A 22,721-nucleotide genomic window follows, 5' to 3' on the forward strand; every position below is an offset into this window, starting at 1 on the left:
GATAATAAAATATGTTAGATCCAAAATTTTTACGTAATGAATTAGAAGTGACCGCAGAGCGTTTAGCGACTCGCGGATTTATTTTAGATGTTGAGCGCCTAGGCAAGCTTGAAGACAAGCGTAAGTCACTACAGGTTGCTACCGAAGAATTACAAGCATCACGTAACGCTATCTCTAAATCGATTGGTCAAGCTAAAGCTAAAGGCGAAGATGTTGCACCAATCATGGCTCAAGTGGGTTCACTAGGTGAAGAGCTTGATGCTAAGAAAGTTGAGCTTGCATCTTTACTCGACGAGCTAAACTCTATCGCAATGAGCGTTCCTAACCTACCTGATGAGTCTGCACCTATTGGAGCGGATGAGTCTGAAAATGTTGAAGTTCGCCGTTGGGGCACGCATAAAGAGTTTGATTTTGACGTTAAAGATCATGTAGAGCTTGGTGAGAATATTGGCGGTTTAGACTTTAAGAATGCCGTTAAGATCACCGGTTCACGCTTTATCGTTATGAAAGGCCAAATCGCTCGCATGCACCGCGCACTAGCACAGTTCATGTTGGATCTGCACACTACTGAACATGGTTATACTGAAGCTTATGTGCCTTTACTGGTGAATGAAGACAGCTTATTGGGTACCGGTCAGCTACCGAAATTTGGTGAAGATCTATTTCACACCAAACCAGCAACAGAAGAAGGTCAGGGCCTAAGCCTTATTCCAACGGCAGAAGTTCCGCTAACTAACTTAGTTCGCGATACCATTGTTGATGAAGAAGAGTTACCGATTAAGCTTACGGCACATACACCTTGCTTCAGAAGTGAAGCGGGTTCATACGGTCGTGATACACGTGGTTTGATCCGTCAGCATCAGTTTGACAAAGTTGAGCTAGTACAACTTGTAAAGCCAGAAGATTCTATGCAGGCATTAGAAGAGCTAACCGCTCACGCTGAAACTGTGCTGCAAAAGTTAGGTCTACCGTACCGTACTGTTGTGCTTTGTACTGGTGACATGGGCTTTGGTTCAAGCAAGACTTTTGATATTGAAGTTTGGTTACCTGCACAGAACACCTTTAGAGAGATCTCATCTTGCAGTAACATGCAAGATTTCCAGGCACGTCGTATGCAGGCTCGCTTTAAGGCTAAAACCGATAAGAAGCCAAGCTTACTTCATACTCTAAACGGTTCAGGCTTAGCAGTAGGTCGTACTTTGGTAGCGGTTATCGAAAACTGCCAAAATGCAGATGGTTCTATCACTGTGCCAGAAGTATTACGTGGTTATATGGGCGGCTTAGAAAAGATTGGTTAATACCAAGCGCCATTAACCGTAAAAGCCTTCATTTATTTGAAGGCTTTTTTGTTTGTGGCAATGTACGCACCGTCTTACAGTATTGTGATTAATTCGGAAAAATTTTAAGAAATACGTATATTTACTCCCCTTCGACTGATGAAAGCTAAGCGATAGCGCAAATTTTACTAATAGTCGCAGATCTCGCTTTGTGCTACTTAGCTTCAATGTTATAAATACACGCGAAAACCCTACACTTCTAATATTTAGGAAAGCCGTCATGATATTTTCCCAGGTTGAACTGGCCCCAGCTGATCCCATTTTAGGTCTAACAGATGCATTCAAAGCAGATGCTCGCGAAAACAAAGTGAATTTAGGCGTTGGCATTTATAAAGACGAATCAGGCCAGACACCTATCCTAAAGTCAGTAAAATTTGCAGAAGAAAAGCTATTAGGAACTGAGAAAAGTAAAAGCTACCTCGGTATGGAAGGCGTTCAAGCGTACAACCATGCCGTTCAAGGCTTACTATTTGGTACTGAACATGATGTAGTATCACAGCAACGCGCATTAACGGCGCAGGCACCAGGTGGTACGGGCTCTTTACGCGTTGCGGCAGAATTTCTTGTTCGTCACACGTCATCAAAAACTATCTGGATCAGTAATCCTACATGGGCCAACCATAATAATATTTTTGCTACTGCGGGCCTACAAATTGCTGAGTACCGCTATTACAAGGCTGAAACTCATGGTCTAGATTTCGAGGCTATGCTGACAGATCTTCAGGGCGCTAAGGCTGGCGATCTTGTCTTACTTCACGGCTGCTGTCACAACCCAACGGGTATCGACTTAAACCTTGACCAATGGCAGCAAGTTGCTGATCTGTGTTTAGATAAGTCGTTAGTTCCGCTTTTTGATTTTGCTTACCAAGGTTTTGGTGCTGGTGTTGAAGAAGATGCTCAAGGTCTTCGTATTGTTGCTAATACGGTTCCTGAGTTAATCGTTGCCAATTCATTTTCAAAAAACTTTGGCCTATATAACGAACGTATTGGCGCAGTAACGGTTGTTGCTTGTAATAGCGGCGAAGCAGTGAACGCATTCAGCCAAATTAAGAGCACTATCCGTGCATCATATTCGAATCCTCCAGCACACGGCGCGCTGATCGTTAGTACTATTTTGGCTGATGACACACTTAAGCAATTATGGCACGACGAACTAAAAGAGATGCGCGAACGTATTGCAGAAATGCGTACGCTGTTTGTAGAGTCATTAAAAGCGGCTGGTGTTGAGCAAAATTTTGATTTTATCTCTCGCCAAAACGGTATGTTCAGCTTTTCAGGTCTTAATAAAGACCAAGTTAATCGCTTAAAAGAAGAGTTTGGCGTTTACATTGTGGGTTCTGGGCGTATTAGTGTTGCAGGCATGACTAAAAACAATATGCCGGTCATCTGTGAAGCTATTGCTAAGGTTCTTTAATCTAGTGATGATACGATTACATCGTTGAAGATAAGCTCAGCCTAGTTATCAGAAGCTTAACATGCGCGTCAGTGACACACTACGCGCATTTTTTATGCTTATCTTTTAACAATCAGTATAAAGTTCTCCTCGCTTAGCAAGAGTTTAGTACTTTCAAACCAGGAACATCAATAGCTCCTGTGTTATACCAATCGCATTAAGTATTTAATCAATTCAGAAGCGCTCAAGCTGTTCAATTGAAGGTCTATGGACGACAGAATGGTTATTCCCTTGTGAGTCGGTGCAAAGCATTACTCTAATCTTATAATTTATATCCATATAGTCGTGCATTAATAACATTGGCAGCTTATAAAAGCTTTAAAGCATTAAAACTGGGCTTTAGCAGTGTTATTGGCCTTCCTACTACGGCGTTGAATAACACCTCAAGGGAAATTCTACTTTTTGATTCATTCGTTTAGTTTTAGTTGGTCAAACACACTCTGAATAGAAAGCTTTCTTAATGCAAATTAGTATCAATTGAGGTTTATCAGGCTAATAAACCTCTTGCTGCCGAGCATAAAGTCAATTTAGTTGTTATTGCAAAAGTGGTGATAGTGATATTAAAACGGCACGAGTTAATACTTAATTACTCTTTCTTTTCAAAGTAGGGATAAATATGCCCAGGAATTAACTTATGGTAGAGCACTGCTAATACCACAATTCCTAAGGTGCCAATTAAGATGGGATGCAGTAAAAAAGTCCAACTTGTATGGCCTCCAAGCATAATAAGCAAAGGGTTTCCCCCTGCGGGTGGATGGGTAACATCAAAAAGTAACATGAAAAATAGGCCAAGTCCCACAGCTAAACCAAGTGTTAAAGATGTGATAGGGAGATAGTTCACAAAGATAAGCCCAACCGTTGCAGTAATAATATGGCCCAATATGACATTTTTAGGTTGTGCTAATGGACTGCGGTGCACCCCAAAAATAAGCACCATAGTCGCCCCAAAAGGTGCAATTAAAACATAGGGAGAGTCAATTTCAGTATCAATTGCCGCTAGAGTCCATATACAAAGTGTCGCGCCTATTGCTGAAATAGTCGCTGTAACTAATTTATTATCTTTAATAAGTGAGGTGAGAGATGTTTTCATCGTGACAACTGGCCATTGCTTATCGATATCTGTAACTATTCAGTCTGGCTAGAGGAACCTAATAGGTCAAGTAATGGAACAGTGAAGGGCTGAGTTGCCAAATGCAGATAATAACGTGTGTTGTAATGACGGAATTCAAATATTGTATTACTAAATAGAAACTTACTGACCTGGATTTACGGCCTTTCTAATGCGATGTTTAAGTTAATTATATCAAACAATAATCCATCGCATTTTGTTAGCAACCCATAAAAAAGCGCTTGGCTGATTCCTCGTTAATCCATGGTCAACTCTTGAGTGGTTCTTGACTATGTTGTCATTACCTTAAAATCGTGACCAACCATTAAAGACAGTGCATCTGCTAACGCTCGTTTATCGTGTAAACCAATATGGTGTGAACTACGCAGCGGATAATAACTAATATTACCTTCCTGGTAAGCACTGTCAGCGTTGCACAGCACTTGATCGATAATCTTTAGCCCCAATACTTGATGGCACCAATCGATTTTGTGGCTCAAGCTGCAATTAGCAATGGGAGACGGCTCATCGGTGAGATTATCAATTAAAATCACTTCAGCCTTTGATTGTGCGAGTGCATTGGCTATTTTGGGGAGTAATAGTGGTGGCATAATACTCGTTAAAAAACTACCTGGACCTAAAATAATCAGCTCGGCCTCTCGAATGGCTTCACAAGCTTCGCATGTTGCCTGAACTTGTGGATCGAGTGACAAGGCGATGGGAGTATCTTGCATTCTATCAACATCGGTTTCACCAAAAACACTTGTCCCACAGGCTTGTAGTGCCACTAAGTGAGTAGGCTCTTCTGACATGGGGATTAGGCGAGTGTCGATATTAAGAAAGTTACGCACCAAGTTGACAGCGTCTAGCGGCCGTACACAAAGTTCATCCAGTGCCATAAGCATTAAATTGCCAAGGTTGTGACCTGACAACTCATTATCGCCACTAAAGCGATATTCAAACATTAACGAGCCGACAGAAGGGCGCTTGGCAAGTTGAGTTAAACAGTTACGTAAATCTCCCCAAGCAATGCAGTCTTGCTCTGCTCTTAACCGTCCTGTAGAACCACCGTTATCGGTCGTCGTAACAATACCGGTAAGCCTAGGGCCTAAGAATGAAAGTGCAGATAAAACTTGTCCTAAGCCATGCCCGCCACCTATGGCTACCACATGTTTGTATTGATTAAGCCCATTTTGTTTCATTTTTGGGGTCTCCTTCCTGAATACCCAAAGCAATATAAAAGACTGCAGAATTATAACTGAGATAACAAAATTAATCGCGATGTATTCTCAGCTAAAGCTAGCATATAATGGCCGTAATTAAGCAAAGTATTAAGCGTTTGATAAAGGAAAATGAGTGAAAACAGGTAAAGTCGGATTGTTTACCCTAGCATTAGGGCTTGTGATAGCGCTAATTCTACTGGTTAGATTAATATTAGTTCCCGTGAGTGAAGAGCAAACACAATCATTAGGAAAAGCAGTTAAAAACGCAGAAACTGCTAGCTTAGTGCCGGATTTTGCAGCCATCAACGATGTTAGCGAGAAAAAAAAGGCCTTCTTTGCCTTTCTTAAGCCTTCGATCAAACATCAAAATGCCATCATTCAAGATGAGCGCAACTTTCTTATTGGTATTCGTAATCAAATCGTTAATGACAAAGCGCTTACCGAAGCCGATGAGTTTAGACTGCAGCAGATCTCTGAAAAGTATCAATATACCTTTAGAAGTCTCAATATTGGCAATATAGATACCTTATTAGTTCGTGTTGATGTCATTCCACAAGAGATGGTACTTATTCAAGCTGCGAACGAAACTGGTTGGGGCAGTTCGCGTTTTGCTCGAGAAGGGCTTAACTTCTTCGGTCAATGGTGTTTTAGAAAAGGTTGCGGACTGGTGCCACAATCTAGAACTGAAGGCCTGTCTCATGAAGTCGCACTATTTAAAACAGTTGAAGATTCAGTGGCTTCTTATATGCGTAACTTGAATTCGAATGCTGCTTATTCTTTGTTGCGATCAATTCGTGCAGATTTACGTGCTCAAGACAAAAATCCAGAAGCACAAGACCTTGTTTATGGTTTAATTAATTACTCTGAACGTCAAGAAGCTTATATTGATGAGTTACTTGAAATGCTACGCCAAAACCAACGATTTTTAGTGGATAACAATGAAAAAACAACTGCTGTTTAGCTGTATCTTATTAGGACTTGCATCTGCAAGTCAGGCTGCGCCGATCTCACTTGAGTATCAAAGCTTTTACCAACGCCTTAAGCAAGTTAATAAAGGGAATTACCAATTAGTTGAACTGGCATTTTCTGTATCAAAGGCGAATGGCTGCAAAGTTAACAGTGGCACTATAACGACTGAAAACGATTCTTTTCCGCTGACAATCACTAAAGATCAACGTTTGTTCTTGCCTTATGATGGCCAACTAAAATCTGATCGCGCGCTAATTAATTTAGACGTTGAAGGTGATGCCAAGTCTTGTGCTATTGCCATGCAGGTTAGAGCTAAAAATACAAAAAAAGCCTATAACCAAGAAGAGCTTAAACAGATTGCAGCAGAGATGAATGCATTGTTGAGTCAGATGCAAGGTTTTCCAATGCGCTTATTTGCATCCGATATAGCGGGTCTAAATCTTGAATTTGATGGTGATGCAAGTTTAATCATTGATGGAAAAGTGATCCCTGTTACGGGGACTTATCGTCTTGTGATGAGTGACTTAGATAAACTGACAACGCTAGAATCTTCAGTAGCACCTAAGGTCATTAGTCCCTGGACCGCGAAGTAATAGGCATGTATATAAGCTAATGAAACTCAGTCATCGAGGGCATCTAGCTGCATCATCTAAGTCATAAGCATACAAAAAGCCCTGCATTGCAGGGCTTTTTGTATGGGATTTTTATGCCAGTATTAACTAATCAGGCGTATAGGTGCTGACCACATCAATACGGGCCGCTTTATCTAAATTGATGTGGCCATTGTTGGCTACATCAACAAAGTCAAAGGCGGGTAGATCAGACTCAGCCACATCACCACGCATAGGTGCATCTGGATCTCGAGTCAATGACAAGAAATCGAACTGCTCTCTATCGACACCTTGAGACGGCGCAGTATTTTGCATCGCAGTGAAGATGGTTTCAATACGGCCTGGATGTTCACTATCCCACTGGACTAACATCTCCTTTACTGCCGCACGCTTTAAGTTTTCTTGTGAACCACAAAGGTTACAAGGAATAATTGGGAAGTTTTTAAGTTCAGCATATTCAGCGATATCTTTTTCACGGCAATAAGCTAATGGGCGGATCACCATATTGGCGCCATCATCTGACAACAACTTTGGTGGCATCGCTTTCATTTTGCCAGCAAAGAACATGTTTAGGAACATGGTTTCAATGATGTCATCTCTGTGATGGCCAAGGGCGATCTTGGTCGCGCCAATTTTCTGTGCAAAGCCATAAAGCGTACCGCGGCGTAGACGAGAGCACAGAGAGCAGGTGGTTTTACCTTCTGGGATCTTATCCTTAACGATAGAGTAAGTGTCTTTTTCCAGAATATGGTAAGCAACGCCTAAAGTATCAAGATACGCTGGTAAAATGTCTTCAGGAAAGCCAGGTTGCTTCTGATCTAAATTAACCGCTACGATTTCGAATTTAATAGGTGCGCGTTGCTGAAGATTCAACAAGATATCAAGCATGGCATAACTATCCTTGCCACCAGATAGGCAACACATAACGCGGTCACCTTCTTCAATCATGTTGTAATCACCAATAGCACGGCCAACTTCACTGCGTAAACGCTTTTGCAATTTTGACATGCGGGTGACTTGTTTTGGAGTTAATTCTTCGGACATAAAAAAACGCGCCTAGTACACAAATGTTCAGGGCGCGTATTATTCCAGCTTAAAGGCTTTTGGTAAAGCTTAGAAAGCGGTTATACCTCTTCTAATGGTGATTTATAACCATCAGGCTTTATCGCAAGTAGATCGCAGTTGATGCTATCAATAACATGCTCTGCAGTATTACCGATTAAGGCTGCTGAAAGTCCAGTTCGGCCAACGGTACCTAATATCACAAGTTCTGCATCTAAAGAGGCTGCCATGTCAGGGATAACATCTTCTGGGAGACCTTCTTTAACGTGGCAAAAATCGGGTGAGATCCCATAAGCATTAGCAAGGTAACTGATGCGTTCCTCATGCTGTAACTTTATGGTTTCACTATAGGTATGAGCATCAAAGTCGGGGAGTTCGATAGCCAAGTTAACGGGGGTGCCAGGATAACCATTAACTAAATGCACTTGAGCGCTAAACTGCTGAGCGAGCTTTTTCGCGTGAGAGATAATCTTACCATTGAGTGATTCGTTAGCATCTTCTTCAGAGCTGACATTAACCGCACAAATAATTTTACCCGCTACAGGCCAATCATGCGTTTTTACAAGTAGCACTGGAATCGGGGCTTTACGCAACAAGTGCCAATCTGTCGGGGTGAAAATGACTGATTTTAACTTGTCATGTTCATGGGTACCTTTGACAATAAGATCATACTCACCATCAATAGCGTGTTTAATGATGCTTTCGAACGGGCGGTTGTGCCAAATAACATCTAAATTTATGGTTAAACCGTCTTTACGATAGGGTTTAACCACATCTTCAAGCCACGCTTTGCGTTGATTAACCACGCCTTCACGCATTGACTCTCGCTCTTGACCTGAAAGAATAGAGGTCATTTCATAAGAAAAGTCAAAAATGGATAAAAATACAGTTATTACGGCTTGATTATCACAAGCAAGTTCAACTGCTCTGGCTAGAGCCGTCTGTTTATCTGTCGTAGGGTCGACAACTACAAGGAGTTTTTTATAGTCCATCATAACTTTTTCCTTATCTAATATCGTCTAGTTTTATCTTGCATCAATAGGATGATTTCGTATTGTTCTAGATCAAGTGATAACCTAAAAGTTCTACCTTGCAATATTACTGTTACCAGATAGTTCGCTCAAGGCATCTATATCAAGTATTGTAATATATTTACCTTTAACTTCAATTAGTTCTGCTTTCTGAAAGCGGCCAAGCAGACGGCTGATGGTTTCAACGGTTAACCCTAGATAGTTACCAATATCACCGCGAGTCATGGTTAATCTAAACTCTCTTGGTGAGAACCCTCGGCTGCCAAATCGTTTAGCTAAGTTACTGATAAAAGCTGCGAGTCGTTCTTCTGCATTCTTTTTGCTCAGTAATAAAATCATCTCTTGATCGCTTTGAATTTCGTTACTCATTAAGCGCATGATCTGCTGTCTAAGCTTAGGCATTTTACCTGTAAGTTCATCGAGGGTCGTGTAGGGGATTTCACACACCATCGACGTTTCAAGCGCTTGAGCAAAGCTTTGATGAAATTGTGAATGAATTCCGTCAAAACCGATAACGTCACCCGCTAGATGAAAGCCCGTGATCTGTTCATCGCCTTGTTCGGTGATGGTATAACTTTTAATTGTGCCAGAGCGAATAGCAAATAAAGACTTTAATGGATCACCTGATTTAAAAATTGGCTCACCTTTTTGAATCGGCTTCTTGCGCTCAATAATTTCGTCAAGTTGATCTAACTCAGTCGAGTTTAGTGTAAACGGAATACATAGCGTACCCATGCTGCAATCATGACAATGAATCGCACATCCAGAAGCCATTTGGCGACGATTTTTGTTGTTATCTGTTGGCATTGTCTCTCTCAATTTTGACTATTCATCTACTATGTTAAACTAATTTGATATTAGGAGCTAGCGAAGCTGGGCGATAGCAATGTACAAGGTCTGCAATCCGAACCCCACCAAAGCGATCCCGCTGATAATGCGTACGGCTCTTTTCTGTACCCAACGGCTAAATGTACTTGCCGCAATACCTGCACTTAGCAGGGCGGGTAACGTACCTATACCAAAAGCAAACATAATTAAGGCGCCGTCTAGGGCATTTCCTGCTGCAACCGACCAAGTTAACATGCTGTAGACTAAACCACAGGGTAACCATCCCCATAGGCTTCCGGCGATAAATGCATGTCGCTTGTTTTTGATTGGAATAAATTTGTTAGCAATAGGCGAGATGTACTGCCACAGCCATTTTCCGAGGCGTTCTATCTGCACGATGCCGGCCCAAATTTGAGCAATGTAGAGGCCGGTGATAATCATCATAAAGCCAGCAAATAGTCTTAGTACCAGCAAATAGGTGTCAACATCAAATAACAAGCCTAATGCACTGGTGCTGGCACCGACTAATGCGCCTGCTATTGTGTAGCTAATTATCCGGCCACTGTTGTAACTTAACAGGTAACCCAACTGCGCAACGAGCTTATTGCCCGTTTGTTGCTTAGGCAGGTTTGTAGATAGTGCGCCAACTAGCCCACCGCACATACCAATGCAATGACCGGCGCCCATGATTCCCACAAGTAATGCGCCAATTAAGCTATAGTCATTCACTTTTAGCGCTCTTTTGTTTAGTAGCCTCTTGTTGAGCTGTATCGGTTTTCGCACTAGTTGCTACTGAGGAGGATTCGGTGCCCTGGGGAGCGGCAGCGTTTGTTTCAACAAGCTGTATATTTTCAGCCTGTGAACTAGACGTTTTGAGGTCAGTTGTATTAGCCAGGGGAGCAGACAGGTTGCTTGACGTATTGTGCTGGCTAGCATTGTCACTTTGCGCTTTGTCGTCTTCAAAGAGTATCGATACGCTTTGCTTTTCAAGATCATCAAACTGATCAGACTTTACAGCCCAAAAGAAGATCCCAACGGCAACCAAAACAAAAAGCATGGCAATTGGGATTAGGACATAGATAATACTCATAAACGAACCTTAAGTAGTCTTAGGCTATTACTGACAACAATGAGTGAACTGGCGGACATGCCTATTGCTGCAATGTATGGAGCGACGTGACCGGTTACGGCCAACGGAATTATAAACAGGTTGTATCCAAGCGCCCAGAATAAATTCTGTTTGATGATCCGCCCGGTAGATTTGGCCACTTGGACCGCATCGGCAAAGCGTGAAAGGTTATCACCCAACAAGATAATATCTGCACTGTTTTTAGAAATCGCAGCGCCACTGCCCATCGCAATAGATAAGTTCGCGCCAGCAAGTACAGGCGCATCGTTAATACCATCACCAAACATGGCCACTTGCCCTTGCTGCTGAAATTTGTCAATTAATGCCAGCTTACCTTTGGGTGAAAGCCCTTTGTGCACATCATCAATGCCGAGTCTTTTACCTAATGCTGTTACTTCAGTCGAGTTGTCGCCACTTGCGATACTCAGTTTGCAGCCCATCTGTTTAAGTTGTGCCACGGCTTTAGCGGTATCAGGTCTAACTTCATCATTTAACGTGACCTTAGCTTGAATAACGCCATCACAACTTAACCAAACCGTTGTCGCACTCTCTATAGTATCGGTGCCATTAACAAATTGCTGACTGCCCACTTTAAACGCCTGGCCATTTATCACTCCTGACAGACCATTACCAACCACACTTAGTCTTTGTGTCACGCTAATAGACTTATCGATATGAGCTGTAAACGCTTTGGCAATAGGGTGCAAGGAGCCAGATTCTAATGCCGCAATGTAACCAAGTGCTTCGGCCTTTGATATATCGCCGGTTAGCTCCACATCACTAATCGACAATGAACCTAAGGTAAGGGTACCGGTTTTATCAAAAACAACATGTTGGATTTTAGGCAATTTTTCAAATATACCAGAGCGACGGGTAATGATCCCAAGACGGGTCATAATCGCTGTACCACAGGTCACAGCGGTTGGCGTTGCTAAAGCAAGGGCGCAAGGGCAGGTTGCTACTAATACTGACAGCGTCACCCAAAAAACGTCTTCCGGTGAATAGAAATACCAAAACAGATAGGTCAATGTGGCAATCAGTAAAATAGCCGCAGTAAAGTAATTTGAGAACCTGTCGGCGTATAAGGCGACTTTGGGCTTATTGTTAGATGCTATCTCTTGCAGACGAATAATTTCAGCAACTAACTGATCTTGCCCAAGCGCAGTCACTCTAACTAATATTGGCTGCTCAATGTTAATGGTACCGGCAAACACCTCTGACTCAAGCGCTTTATGTAATGGCATCTGCTCACCCGTTAACATGGCTTCATTTACCGCAGACTCACCTTCAACAACAACACCGTCAGCAGCAATAACGTCACCCGGCTTAACTAAAATGATATCGCCAATAACCAGCCGTTTAGCGGGGACTTCATCAAAACCTTCGTCAGTTTTTAATTGTGCGGTTAACGGTACAAGCTTATGGAGGTTGCTGGAACTCACAGAGGCTTTTTGACGGGCATTTTGCTCAAAGAAGCGGCCCAGCAACAAGAAGAAGGTAAACATGGATACCGACTCAAAGTACACTTCGCCAGTACCATTGATGGTTTCAATACAGCTTGCGATATAAGCGCCGCAAATGGCGATACTCACAGAGACGTCCATGTTTAATCTGCCCATCAGCAACGAGCGCACAGCACTAAAGTAAAATGGTTGAGCAGAATAAAAAACAACAGGGGCGGCAAATAACATGCTCACCCAACGAAAGTAGTCTCGGTACTCGGTATCAAGATCGCTAAAATAGCCGGAATAAAGGGCGAGGGCGAACATCATCACCTGCATGGTCGCGAAACCTGCAAGGCCGAGTCTTAATAAAAATTTACGACTGTCTTTCTTACTTTTAGTTTCTTGTTCGTCGACTTGAAACGGCGCTGCTTGGTAGCCAATATGGCTAATTTGATTGAGAATTTCGCTGAGTTTGATTTTGTCACTGTCCCACGCGATCAAAGCACGCTGCGTGGTTGAGTTAACTTGAATGTTAGCGATGCCATTAAGCTTATTAATCTTATGTTCAATCAGCCAAGCACAAGCAGCGCAAGTGATCCCATCAACCGTTAACGAGACTTCATTTAACGCATCTCTTTGTTGAATAAAGTCTTGCTGCACTTCTGGTAAGTCATAAGCACTGAAATTTGATAACTCTTCAGGCACCAACGCAGTTTGCTTATTACCAGGCTCTGTACGGAACTTATAGTAATTGGTCAGTCCAGCATCGATAATCGCTTGCGACACTGCTTGGCAACCTGGGCAACACATGAGCTGCTCCACTTCGTTAATGGTGGTTGTGAATTGCTGACCAGTTAAAACGGGTTCGCTACAATGAAAGCAGCTTGTTTGACTCATGGGATGTTATTCTTTTTGTAAGTATTTGAAAAACCCGCTGCAGATGCGAACGGGTTAGGGCATAAACTAATTAGTTTAACCAGTACTGTTGATCATCTTTTAGCGTTACGCGTTGCTGTATACGCCAAGTTTGATCATAACCTTCAATTCTGACGTCCCAAGGGCCTTCAATACTCTGCGTTAAATCAATTCGATATACGCCATTGGCATCAGCGGTGACAATTTGCGAGAAATCTCGTTCTTCAAGAGTCGGGTGATAAAAGCTAATGCTTAAGCCTGCAAGATAGGTATCGCCACCTTGTTGAGAGAGCTCAACGTATTTGTCATCAAACTCTAGCATGTAGTTCATGCCAAGCTGCTTAGCATGCTTTATCTTTCGAAGGTCAATATTAATGCCTTTACCTTCTTTATAGTATTCTTCGGTAACCAATGGGTCTTGGTTGTTAAAAGCAACCCAAAATAAATTGATACTTGCGACCACGGCACATAATGGCAGTATGATAAGAAACCAAGGCCAGAACTGTTTATACCAGGGTTGTGGAGTCGACATTATTTACCGCCTTTATTTATTAGAATAGTTGTTAAATGCTGGGAAAAAAGAACGCATATTTTACCCAAAAAACTGTGATTTAGCACTTAAAAAAAAGGCCTCGTTGGTGACGAGGCCTTATTAGCACACTAGATGTTGCTCTGGTGTAATTACTTGTTTGACAAGCTGTAAACGTAAGCTGTGATTACGTGAACTTTTTCTTCACCTAATACATCTTTCCATGCAGGCATAACACCTGTACGACCGTTCTGAATTGACTGCTCGATAGCGCCACGACTTCCGCCGTAGACCCACGCATTGTCAGTTAGGTTAGGTGCACCCATAAACTTGTTACCGGTGCCGTCCATACCATGACAGGCAAAACAGCCTTTCATAAATGAACCCTGTCCTTGAGCTGCAAGTGCTGCATCGTGCTCACGACCAGATAGGCTTACAACGTATTCAGCTAGACCGGTAATCTCACTGTCTTCAATCGGTAAACCACCTTTTGGCGGCATCATACCGTGACGACCGTTCATGATTGAGGTCTTAATCGTTGCCAGCTCACCACCATATAACCAAGCGTTGTCGGTTAGGTTAGGGAAGCCTTTGCTACCACGCGCGTCACTACCATGACACATTGCACAGTTTTGTAAGAATAGACGTCCACCCACTTTTAGGGCTTCTTCATTCTTAACTAACTCTTCCAATGGCGTATCAGCATATGCCTTGAAGATAGGACCAAACTTTTCGTCTGCGTGCTTAACTTCTTGGTCATACTGTACCCAACGCCCTTCATTTTGAGCGTCAATAACAGCTTGCTTTGACTCTTCAATAGTACGAACGCTTTGGTTAGCACTTGTCCAACCTAATAAGCCTTTGAAACTACCAAGTCCTGGGTACAGTGCCAAATAGATAACACTGAATACGATGGTAATGTAGAACATATAACTCCACCACTTAGGTAGTGGGTTGTTTAGTTCTTCAATACCGTCGAAGCTGTGACCCATTGATTCGCCTTCTTCTACGCCCGTGTCGTTCTTAGAACAAGCACGAAGTAGAACAATACAACCAATGATTACCACAACGGTGAGTACGATAATCCATACACTCCAGAAGTTACTCATCACTTTTGTTCTCCTGAGTCCTTCGATACCGAGATTTTCTCATCATCTGAGAAAACTAGGTTAGCTGCATCGTCGAATTGTTTCTTACGACTAGCGCTATATGCCCAGGCAAATATACCGATGAAGGTCACCATTACAACGATAGTAATAATTCCACGTAATGTGCCGTAATCCATATTTTGCCTCCTTATTTAAGCGCGTGGCCAAGTGATTGCAGATATGCGATCAATGCGTCCAGCTCAGTCTTACCTTTCACAGCGTCTTTAGCGCCAGCAATCTCTTCAGCTGTATACAACTTATGAGTTGGGTGAAAGTTTTGCAGGATTTCCATCTTCTCACCGGTCAAATCACCAGTAAGGATGTTTTCTGCTAACCAAGGGTACGCAGGCATATTTGACTGAGGTACAACAGCGCGAGGATCAATTAAGTGAACCTCATGCCATTTGTCACTGTAACGACCGCCAACACGGGCTAAATCTGGACCTGTACGCTTAGAGCCCCACTGGAATGGGTGATCCCAAACTGACTCGCCAGCTACAGAGTAGTGGCCATAACGTTCAGTTTCTGCGCGAAGAGGACGGATCATCTGGCTGTGACAGCCATAACAGCCCTCACGAACATAGATGTCACGGCCTTCAATCTGCATTGCCGTATAAGGGATCTGACCTTCTAATGGCTCAGTTGTATCTTCTTGGAACAGTAGGGGTGTAATCTCAACCAAGCTACCAAAGCTGATTGCGATAACAGTAAAGATCCCTAATAGACCGATGTTTTTCTCAACTAGCTCATGATTAAATTTCATCGTATCTACTCCTTAAGCTGCTTTTGCTTCAGCAATTGCTGGCAAAGAATCTTTAGGGGCCTTAACAGTACGCAGTACGTTGTATGCCATTATGAACATACCTGTAAGGAAGAATACACCACCTAGGAAACGTACAAAGTAGAACGGGTAAGAGGCTTCTAAGCTTTCAACAAAGCTATAAGTCAATGTACCGTCAGAGTTAACTGCGCGCCACATTAGACCCTGCATCACACCAGAGATCCACATTGAAACGATATAAAGAACAGTACCGATTGTTGCCAACCAGAAGTGAACGTTAATTAGGCTTGTGCTGTACATACGGCCGTGGCCAAACAGAACTGGGATCAAGTGATACAAAGAACCGATTGAAACCATAGCAACCCAGCCCAATGCACCAGAGTGAACGTGTCCAACAGTCCAGTCAGTGTAATGAGAAAGTGCGTTAACCGTCTTAATTGCCATCATTGGGCCTTCGAAGGTAGACATACCATAGAAAGACAATGAAACAACAAGGAAACGCAAGATTGGGTCAGTACGAAGTTTGTGCCAGGCACCAGATAAAGTCATGATACCGTTAATCATACCACCCCAAGACGGAGCGAATAGGATTAGAGACATCACCATACCAAGTGACTGTGTCCAGTCTGGAAGCGCTGTATAGTGTAGGTGGTGAGGACCAGCCCAGATATACAAAGCAATCAATGCCCAGAAGTGAACGATAGATAGACGGTACGAGTAAACTGGTCGGCCAGCTTGCTTAGGAACGAAGTAGTACATCATACCTAGGAAGCCTGCAGTTAGCAGGAAGCCCACCGCGTTGTGACCATACCACCACTGGACCATCGCATCTACTGCACCACTATAGAGTGAGTAAGACTTAGTCATCGTTAACGGTACAGCCATAGAGTTAACTATGTGAAGTACTGCTACTGTGATAATAAAGGCACCAAAGAACCAGTTCGCCACATAAATGTGGGACGTTGTTCGTTTAATGATCGTACCGAAGAAAACCACAGCATAGGAAACCCATACGACGGTAATTGCGATATCAATTGGCCATTCTAATTCAGCGTATTCTTTACCACTGGTAATACCAAGCGGCAAACTAATGGCTGCTGAAAGAATGATGGCTTGCCAACCCCAGAACGTAAATGCAGCTAACTTAGGTGCAAATAGTCGAGTTTGACAGGTGCGTTGAACGATATAATAGGATGTGGCGAAAAGGGCTGAAGTGCCAAACGCAAAAATCACGGCATTCGTATGTAGTGGTCGTAGACGACTATACGTTAACCATGACGTTTCGAAGTTTAGCTGCGGCCAGATCAACTGAGCTGCAATTAATACACCTACTGACATACCAACAATTCCCCATAACACGGTAGTTAGGGCAAATTGACGGACGACAGTGTAGTTGTAATCAGCGCCTTGAGGCTGGGAATGGTTCATCATATTGCTTCCACTGCTTATTACTTATACTTATTGTTGTGTAGAGTAAAGCTCTACCCGTATATATGACAAAAACCATGCTACCTAACGGAAACATAGGTTATGTGTCAATGTGTAACCTTACATTTCATGAAGTAACGCAAGGCAAAGCAATGATACTTGAGCTATATCAAAAAAGATAGGAATTACCCCTCCAGATAAGTTGATCTAGATCAAGGTACTCAATAGAATGTTAAAACAAATGATGTAAAGGTTAAATAACGTGCAAGTCACTCACAAATCAACACTATTAACAATTCTATACAGCCTCATCCCGGTCGCATTTTTACTGGGGTGTGAGCCAAAAACCCAAGATGTTACACCGTCAACTCCTGTAGATATAAGTCTTTGCAGTTTTGAAATGGGTCCATGCATCAAAACGGTTGCCGATGTTGACATCGAGTTAAGCCTTAACCCTTGGCAGGCGCCGAGTGAGCAGCCTATACAGATGGCACTGCATACCTCGAAACCCTTAAGTAATGTTAAGGTTAAATTACAGGGTAGAGACATGTTTATGGGCATTATTCCGGTAAATTTGACCCAAATGGGAGAAAATGACTATAACGCACCACTAATATACGGTTCGTGTAGTAGTGGCTATATGGTTTGGAGTGCAGTAGTCAGTTTTGAGCACAATGGCGTAGAGTTATTTACCACTTTTGACTTTTTGGCCGATAGCACCGAGTAGACCTGAACAAGATTATCAGGGTAATTTTTAGTGCACTGCTTATTAAGAGTGCACGGCTTATTGATAGTGTGCTGTTTATTAATAGTGTGCTGTTTATTCATCGTTTCGGCCTGTTTATTAATAGTAAACACTCAAGCACAGATTAAGCACACCAAGCTTTGGGTTTAGGTTAAACAATGCTCAGTTATCACGCATTCACAAAACAGTTGTTGATAATCATTCTCATGTGGGTATATTGTTTTTAAATGAATCGCATTGGGAGGTTTCATCATGACCACTCCAACCAGACAGTTAAATATCAGTATATCTGAAGACAAAATAGCTAAGCTTATCCAGCAAGGCGTACTATGCGCCGCAGATTTCAAATGCCTCGATAGCGACACCAAAAAAGCGGTTTGGCAACTTTGTTTATGGAGCTGTGAGAAACGCATTCACTGCGACAAGCAGTGCCAAGAGCATTGTAAAAATCAATGCGCTATTGCCGAAAGCCCTAATGTACAAAAAATTGATGTACTAAGCTCTGAGCTGATCTTAATGTCGCAAACTGTTACATAAGTTGTGACATAAGCAGTGATAGAAACCTTAAGCATGCACACATTGATCGCTTGTTAAGCGATACGCCCATTTAAGCCGGTTAAACCCTAAATAACCATATCGTTTCTTCATCTTACTGATTAAGATAGTGATATACGGATTGTTACTGGCTCTATTTATGCAATTACCCCCGGTTATCCCATTTTTTGATTCCATCGATTTTATTCAACAGGGTAATCCCGTTGTCAATCAACGCATCACTCAACTTAGCTTGAGTTCACTCGATGAAGCAGGGCTCGCCTACGAGTTAGCTACCGATTGGTTGTTTGAGCAAAAGTACAATGAAAACAACTATAAAGCTTATAGAAGCGAACTGACGACATTTTTACATTGGTGTTTTGATGTGATTAAACTGAACGTTAGTGCAATAGGGCGCAAAGAGATCGGACTCTATGTCGACTATTGCAAGCACCCGCCGTTAGACCTTATTGGCTACTTTAATGTCGCCCAATTTAAACAAGATAAAACCAGCGACATAAGAACGCCCAATCCAAGCTGGCTTCCTTTTAGAGGCTGCAAGGTCGATGGCCAGATAAAACCCTATGTCCTCAGTGATAGCGCACTCAAAACAAAGATAGCCATTCTATCTAGCTTTTATACCTACTTAATGGGGGAGGACTATTGTGAGCGAAATCCCGCACAGATGTGGCTCAATAAGAGCCGCTTTTCATCTAGCCGAAAATACCGCCTCAACACTGACGACGATAATCAGTTGGCATTTACCGAGTTGCAGTGGTCATACATTATGTCCACGGTTGAGAAACTGGCCAAAGCACAGCCTGAATTACACCAACGTAGTTTGTTTCTCATAAAACTTATCTACTCCTGTTATCTGCGCGTATCAGAAGTCTCTGCCAGGGCGGGTTACTCACCGGTGATGAGCCAGTTTAAACAAAACCGTCATTCTGGGATCTGGAGTTTTCATATCCCTAAGAGTAAAGGTGGCAAGAGTCGAAGCGTGGCGATATCTAAAGCATTATTAGCTGCCTTAGTGGATTATCGACGTTACCTAAAGCTGTCAGATTATCCCTCTGCTACTGAGCAGCATCCATTAATCGTACGTCAAAAAGCCGCTGGGCGAGGGCGCGAAGTTGGCAATTTAAATGCCAACCTCGGAATACGCCAAATTCGAGAAGAAGTCGATAAGATCTTCGAACTGGCAGCGATTAGCATCGAAACTGATGGCTTTATTGAAGATGCACTACAGATGCGTGGCTTAAGTATCCACAATATTCGTCACACAGGCATTACTCACGACATCAATATTAATGGCCGGCCATTGTCACACGTACAAGCCGATGCAGGCCACGAGAGTATCGATACCACTTCGCAATATCTGCACACCACCCAGATAGAACGTCACGAAAGTGCCCAGAATAAACCGTTAGATTATCTGCAGGGGATTGAGTAAGAGAGCAGTAGCCACCTAAGCCAAAATCAGTAGGTGGTTTTCATCAATTAGGCTTTGCCTGAAATAAAACGAATGAAAGTTATGCTGCAGGCTATGTTTAATGGCGTATAAGCACGCCGAGGTTCCTTCCATGGAGGCTCGCTTATCGCATCCCTGCGATACACGGCTTATAAGCTCATTTAAACATATCCCTTAAGGTAAAAGTGTCGTTAAAACTTATCATTCGGCAAAGCCATGTTTGAGTTTTGGACGCGCTTTGCATTCGCTTTTATCCCTTCAGCTAATGTTGTAATGCCGCCGTATTCGCAGAACAAACCGCCGATGTAACCAGCCCCAGTAAAGCCCGCATTGGTGGGGGCAACTTATCCGCAAAAGGCCGCGCTCGTGGGCTATCACCTATTTTTGCCTTAACTCAACGCCCAGCCGAGTCTGACAAAACCGCTATCGCTATTTGTTAACAGCGATCAGTTAAGAGTTAACGCGGCCATATTTAGAACAGGGCGACTCAAACGTGTTAAAGGCTAAGGATAACGCAAGATGGTAGCCAAAGAACTAGAAGTACATTTGTCAGAAGTGACAGGACCCAAGCCACTAGATTTTGTTGAGCAGGATGATGTGACGGGTAAGGTAACAAAGGGAAATCTAAGGCGGTAAAGTAGGTTTTACTAAATAACTTAAGTTTTTTATCTCAATTTTAGTAAAAATTGAGATAAAAAAATTTAGTTAAGCTATATTCAACTCAATTACGGTAAAAAATGAGTTGAATATGATTTCAAAGCCTCCTAAACATATTTCTATTTCAAAAGCGCTTCAAGAAATGTCTCCAGTGCAGATGGAAGCTCATATGAAATACAACACGCCAGTTGATGACAAAGGGCGGTATCTACATTATGACGATTTTCAATATCGGTGCGATAAAGGGTTAGACATAAATACTTGCTGGCATTTCACTAAAATGGCAAGGAGAAGACAATCAAATCACCTGCTTACAGTTGGAAATAGTGAGCGTTGTCGTTTTTTCTTAACTGCAGGTATACAACGAGCAATCTCCTTGACAGATCGTTGCACTACAAATGCATCTTTAGAGTGGATGAGTAGTAATATTGGCGAAGATAAGCACTTTGAATATCTCTTTAATGATCTCGTAGAAGATGAAGCTATTAGCAGTAGTCAGCTCGAAGGAGCTGCAACTACGACTAAGGCTGCTAAAGATCTGTTAAAGTCACAAAGAAAACCTCGCACTCCTGATGAAAAAATGATTATCGGGAACTTTACTATGATGAAATTTGCTTGGGAAAATAGGAAAAAAGACCTGACACTAGATTTATTCCTTGAGCTTCATAAGATTGGAGTTGAAGGGATAGATGATAAAAAGTATTTTCCGGGCAAGCTGAGAGATAGTGAATCTGAAGTTGTAGTTGCTGATGGTGAAGGAAATATTATACATACTCTACCAGATGCAAATGGTTTGATTGCACGTTTAGAAAAACTATTCATTTGGGCTAACAAATGTCATCACGATGCTGATAATAAAACATTTGTTCATCCTTTAGTAAAAGCGTCTGCTTTACATTTTGCAATAGGTTACGAGCACCCATTTCACGATGGGAATGGGCGTGTAGCAAGATCTTTGTTTTATTGGTATATGTTTAAGCATGACTTTGCAGCTTTTAGGTATATAGCTATTAGTACCCTTTTAAAAGCTGCTCCAGTTCAGTACGGGAAAAGTTATTTATATACTGAAACGGATGAGATGGATTTAACGTATTTTATTGATTACCAATGCTCAATTGTTATAAGAGCTATTAATCAGTTTGTCGATGCGTACGAAAAATCTGTGAAAGGTATTGAAGAGTTCAACACTTGGCTAATTCATTCAGGTTTATATAGAAAACTAAATGATAAACAAAGAGTTGTTTTTCAAATAGCAAAAAGTGGCTATGCGAAAAATTTCACTACAAGTAATGTAAAAGATAATTTAGGTTGCTCATACAATACTGCAGCTTCAGCATTAAATGGTTTGGTTGATTTAAAATTATTTAAAAAAGTTAAAATGGGCAAACAGTGGTATTTCTCAATGTATAGCAAGGATTATATTAAGGAAAATTGGGTTAAAGTTAAGTAGTAAAGTAGAAACCGTACCCGTTAACGGGTACGGTTTTTTTGTGCCCCAAATTCACGTATACCTACAGTCCTGAGATAAAGATAACGCTGTGAAGCGTCATCTATTTCAAAAAAGCTGGCGCCATAAGCGTTAACTCTCCCTTGAGGACTTCTACATGCTTAAAAGCCTCTATAAATAGCCAAGGCCCATCGTGACTCGCGCTAATCGGGCAGTTGGGCTCATTGCTACGGGGATTGTATATGCCAGAAATCGTATTCCAGCTGTTTGCCGTGTGATCGAGGGCTTATATAATCGCTTGTACCTTTCCTAAATCTAATTTCCCGAAACTTATTTTCCAAAACTCATTTTTATTTTTACTAAACTGGTGCTTACTGTTGCTGCTGTATGACATTCAGCTTAGCGGTGTTTTTCAAAGTAGTTAGCGATACTTACTCGCAATTATTGTTTAGACTCATGTTTATGTTCAGATTCTTGTTTAGATTCAGGTTCAGATTGTGGTAGCGTGTTTATGCTACAGGCATGGCCATTTTGCTCAGCCTTATACGTTATTGGAGTTCAGTGTTGGCAAAGATTATCTTGCAAGGTTTTATCATCGTATCTGATCCAGACCTTGAGCTAGTCAGTCGTGAATTGGTCACGCACCAAAGCCTCACCTTAAAAGAGCCTGGGTGTTTAACTTTTAGTGTGACACCTGACGAGTCCAATCGTAATAAGTTTAATGTTTACGAGGAATTTGTAGATCAAACAGCTATTAATAATCATCAAGCTAGAGTGAAATCATCTCAATGGGGAAGAGTCACTCAAAACGTTCAAAGGCACTATCAAATAAAACGTTCTAACTAAGCTTAATCCGCCTTTAAAAGGGCG

General features: G+C 42.1%; 22 protein-coding genes. 9 read left to right on the plus strand and 13 right to left on the minus strand.

Going from position 1 to position 22,721, the window contains the following annotated elements:
• Nucleotides 1-11: 11 nt before the first annotated feature.
• Nucleotides 12-1,298: a serine--tRNA ligase gene (serS, locus tag ACVBIO_RS00935; RefSeq protein ID WP_447171782.1), complete on the plus strand. Its 1,287-nt coding sequence runs from the start codon at nt 12-14 to the stop codon at nt 1,296-1,298.
• Nucleotides 1,299-1,557: 259 nt separating this feature from the next.
• Nucleotides 1,558-2,751 (plus strand): amino acid aminotransferase, encoded by a 1,194-nt coding sequence (locus ACVBIO_RS00940; RefSeq protein WP_447171783.1) that lies wholly within the window; start codon nt 1,558-1,560, stop codon nt 2,749-2,751.
• Between the two features lie 625 nt (nt 2,752-3,376).
• Here the strand turns inward: ACVBIO_RS00940 and ACVBIO_RS00945 are convergent.
• Nucleotides 3,377-3,880, minus strand: coding sequence for an HPP family protein (locus ACVBIO_RS00945; RefSeq protein WP_447159221.1), 504 nt, complete (start codon nt 3,878-3,880; stop codon nt 3,377-3,379).
• A 308-nt stretch (nt 3,881-4,188) separates the two neighbouring features.
• Nucleotides 4,189-5,100, minus strand: coding sequence for a uridine diphosphate-N-acetylglucosamine-binding protein YvcK (yvcK, locus tag ACVBIO_RS00950; protein WP_447159222.1), 912 nt, complete (start codon nt 5,098-5,100; stop codon nt 4,189-4,191).
• A 154-nt stretch (nt 5,101-5,254) separates the two neighbouring features.
• On the opposite strand from yvcK, the gene ACVBIO_RS00955 reads away from it, so the two are divergent.
• Nucleotides 5,255-6,082 (plus strand): glucosaminidase domain-containing protein, encoded by an 828-nt coding sequence (locus tag ACVBIO_RS00955; RefSeq protein WP_447162767.1) that lies wholly within the window; start codon nt 5,255-5,257, stop codon nt 6,080-6,082.
• Nucleotides 6,060-6,683: a DUF2987 domain-containing protein gene (locus ACVBIO_RS00960; protein WP_447162766.1), complete on the plus strand. Its 624-nt coding sequence runs from the start codon at nt 6,060-6,062 to the stop codon at nt 6,681-6,683. The genes ACVBIO_RS00955 and ACVBIO_RS00960 overlap by 23 nt, the downstream gene beginning before the upstream one ends.
• 126 nt (nt 6,684-6,809) lie before the next feature.
• On the opposite strand, the gene ttcA is transcribed toward ACVBIO_RS00960, so the two are convergent.
• The 11 genes from ttcA to ccoN form a co-directional block, all read right to left on the minus strand.
• Entirely contained in the window at nt 6,810-7,745 is a 936-nt protein-coding gene (gene ttcA / locus ACVBIO_RS00965; protein WP_447159225.1) for a tRNA 2-thiocytidine(32) synthetase TtcA, read from the minus strand.
• 80 nt (nt 7,746-7,825) lie between these two features.
• Nucleotides 7,826-8,758: a universal stress protein UspE gene (uspE, locus tag ACVBIO_RS00970; RefSeq protein ID WP_447159226.1), complete on the minus strand. Its 933-nt coding sequence runs from the start codon at nt 8,756-8,758 to the stop codon at nt 7,826-7,828.
• A 90-nt stretch (nt 8,759-8,848) separates the two neighbouring features.
• Nucleotides 8,849-9,601: an electron transport transcriptional regulator EtrA gene (etrA, locus tag ACVBIO_RS00975; protein WP_447159227.1), complete on the minus strand. Its 753-nt coding sequence runs from the start codon at nt 9,599-9,601 to the stop codon at nt 8,849-8,851.
• 57 nt (nt 9,602-9,658) lie between these two features.
• Complete coding sequence (locus ACVBIO_RS00980) at nt 9,659-10,351, minus strand: sulfite exporter TauE/SafE family protein (protein ID WP_447171784.1); 693 nt, start codon at nt 10,349-10,351, stop codon at nt 9,659-9,661.
• On the minus strand, nt 10,344-10,712 hold the full coding sequence (ccoS, locus tag ACVBIO_RS00985) for a cbb3-type cytochrome oxidase assembly protein CcoS (RefSeq protein ID WP_447171785.1): 369 nt from the start codon (nt 10,710-10,712) through the stop codon (nt 10,344-10,346). Before ccoS ends, ACVBIO_RS00980 begins: the two co-directional genes overlap by 8 nt.
• Nucleotides 10,709-13,093: a heavy metal translocating P-type ATPase gene (locus ACVBIO_RS00990; RefSeq protein ID WP_447171786.1), complete on the minus strand. Its 2,385-nt coding sequence runs from the start codon at nt 13,091-13,093 to the stop codon at nt 10,709-10,711. Before ACVBIO_RS00990 ends, ccoS begins: the two co-directional genes overlap by 4 nt.
• A 70-nt stretch (nt 13,094-13,163) precedes the next feature.
• Nucleotides 13,164-13,643, minus strand: coding sequence for a FixH family protein (locus ACVBIO_RS00995; protein ID WP_447159230.1), 480 nt, complete (start codon nt 13,641-13,643; stop codon nt 13,164-13,166).
• 149 nt (nt 13,644-13,792) lie between these two features.
• Nucleotides 13,793-14,749 (minus strand): cytochrome-c oxidase, cbb3-type subunit III, encoded by a 957-nt coding sequence (gene ccoP / locus ACVBIO_RS01000; RefSeq protein WP_447159231.1) that lies wholly within the window; start codon nt 14,747-14,749, stop codon nt 13,793-13,795.
• Complete coding sequence (locus ACVBIO_RS01005) at nt 14,749-14,925, minus strand: cbb3-type cytochrome oxidase subunit 3 (protein ID WP_447159232.1); 177 nt, start codon at nt 14,923-14,925, stop codon at nt 14,749-14,751. Before ACVBIO_RS01005 ends, ccoP begins: the two co-directional genes overlap by 1 nt.
• 11 nt (nt 14,926-14,936) lie before the next feature.
• The gene (gene ccoO, locus ACVBIO_RS01010; RefSeq protein WP_447159233.1) at nt 14,937-15,551 is read right to left on the minus strand and encodes a cytochrome-c oxidase, cbb3-type subunit II; all 615 of its coding nucleotides are present in this window, start codon (nt 15,549-15,551) and stop codon (nt 14,937-14,939) included.
• Nucleotides 15,552-15,563: 12 nt separating this feature from the next.
• Nucleotides 15,564-17,000: a cytochrome-c oxidase, cbb3-type subunit I gene (ccoN, locus tag ACVBIO_RS01015; protein WP_447159234.1), complete on the minus strand. Its 1,437-nt coding sequence runs from the start codon at nt 16,998-17,000 to the stop codon at nt 15,564-15,566.
• A 259-nt stretch (nt 17,001-17,259) separates the two neighbouring features.
• On the opposite strand from ccoN, the gene ACVBIO_RS01020 reads away from it, so the two are divergent.
• From ACVBIO_RS01020 to ACVBIO_RS01040, 5 genes are all read left to right on the plus strand, one after another.
• Nucleotides 17,260-17,724: a hypothetical protein gene (locus ACVBIO_RS01020; RefSeq protein WP_447171787.1), complete on the plus strand. Its 465-nt coding sequence runs from the start codon at nt 17,260-17,262 to the stop codon at nt 17,722-17,724.
• A gap of 270 nt (nt 17,725-17,994) precedes the next feature.
• Entirely contained in the window at nt 17,995-18,279 is a 285-nt protein-coding gene (locus tag ACVBIO_RS01025; RefSeq protein WP_447171788.1) for a hypothetical protein, read from the plus strand.
• Between the two features lie 157 nt (nt 18,280-18,436).
• Nucleotides 18,437-19,729, plus strand: coding sequence for a tyrosine-type recombinase/integrase (locus tag ACVBIO_RS01030; protein WP_447171789.1), 1,293 nt, complete (start codon nt 18,437-18,439; stop codon nt 19,727-19,729).
• Between the two features lie 766 nt (nt 19,730-20,495).
• Entirely contained in the window at nt 20,496-21,854 is a 1,359-nt protein-coding gene (locus tag ACVBIO_RS01035; protein ID WP_447171790.1) for a Fic family protein, read from the plus strand.
• 561 nt (nt 21,855-22,415) lie between these two features.
• Nucleotides 22,416-22,697 carry a putative quinol monooxygenase gene (locus ACVBIO_RS01040; protein ID WP_447171791.1) on the plus strand — a complete coding sequence of 94 codons (282 nt, stop codon included), beginning with the start codon at nt 22,416-22,418 and terminating at the stop codon, nt 22,695-22,697.
• Nucleotides 22,698-22,721 lie beyond the last annotated feature (24 nt).

The organism is Shewanella sp. 0m-8, assembly GCF_052977265.1.

Excerpts from the sequence above, each read along its gene's own strand:
- serS (WP_447171782.1), top strand. The coding sequence starts at position 12 with ATGTTAGATCCAAAATTTTTACGTAATGAATTAGAAGTGACCGCAGAG.
- ACVBIO_RS00940 (WP_447171783.1), top strand. The coding sequence starts at position 1,558 with ATGATATTTTCCCAGGTTGAACTGGCCCCAGCTGATCCCATTTTAGGT.
- ACVBIO_RS00945 (WP_447159221.1), bottom strand. The coding sequence starts at position 3,880 with ATGAAAACATCTCTCACCTCACTTATTAAAGATAATAAATTAGTTACA.
- yvcK (WP_447159222.1), bottom strand. The coding sequence starts at position 5,100 with ATGAAACAAAATGGGCTTAATCAATACAAACATGTGGTAGCCATAGGT.
- ACVBIO_RS00960 (WP_447162766.1), top strand. The coding sequence starts at position 6,060 with ATGAAAAAACAACTGCTGTTTAGCTGTATCTTATTAGGACTTGCATCT.
- ttcA (WP_447159225.1), bottom strand. The coding sequence starts at position 7,745 with ATGTCCGAAGAATTAACTCCAAAACAAGTCACCCGCATGTCAAAATTG.
- uspE (WP_447159226.1), bottom strand. The coding sequence starts at position 8,758 with ATGATGGACTATAAAAAACTCCTTGTAGTTGTCGACCCTACGACAGAT.
- etrA (WP_447159227.1), bottom strand. The coding sequence starts at position 9,601 with ATGCCAACAGATAACAACAAAAATCGTCGCCAAATGGCTTCTGGATGT.
- ccoS (WP_447171785.1), bottom strand. The coding sequence starts at position 10,712 with ATGAGTATTATCTATGTCCTAATCCCAATTGCCATGCTTTTTGTTTTG.
- ACVBIO_RS00990 (WP_447171786.1), bottom strand. The coding sequence starts at position 13,093 with ATGAGTCAAACAAGCTGCTTTCATTGTAGCGAACCCGTTTTAACTGGT.
- ACVBIO_RS00995 (WP_447159230.1), bottom strand. The coding sequence starts at position 13,643 with ATGTCGACTCCACAACCCTGGTATAAACAGTTCTGGCCTTGGTTTCTT.
- ccoP (WP_447159231.1), bottom strand. The coding sequence starts at position 14,749 with ATGAGTAACTTCTGGAGTGTATGGATTATCGTACTCACCGTTGTGGTA.
- ACVBIO_RS01005 (WP_447159232.1), bottom strand. The coding sequence starts at position 14,925 with ATGGATTACGGCACATTACGTGGAATTATTACTATCGTTGTAATGGTG.
- ccoO (WP_447159233.1), bottom strand. The coding sequence starts at position 15,551 with ATGAAATTTAATCATGAGCTAGTTGAGAAAAACATCGGTCTATTAGGG.
- ccoN (WP_447159234.1), bottom strand. The coding sequence starts at position 17,000 with ATGATGAACCATTCCCAGCCTCAAGGCGCTGATTACAACTACACTGTC.
- ACVBIO_RS01025 (WP_447171788.1), top strand. The coding sequence starts at position 17,995 with ATGACCACTCCAACCAGACAGTTAAATATCAGTATATCTGAAGACAAA.
- ACVBIO_RS01030 (WP_447171789.1), top strand. The coding sequence starts at position 18,437 with ATGCAATTACCCCCGGTTATCCCATTTTTTGATTCCATCGATTTTATT.
- ACVBIO_RS01035 (WP_447171790.1), top strand. The coding sequence starts at position 20,496 with ATGATTTCAAAGCCTCCTAAACATATTTCTATTTCAAAAGCGCTTCAA.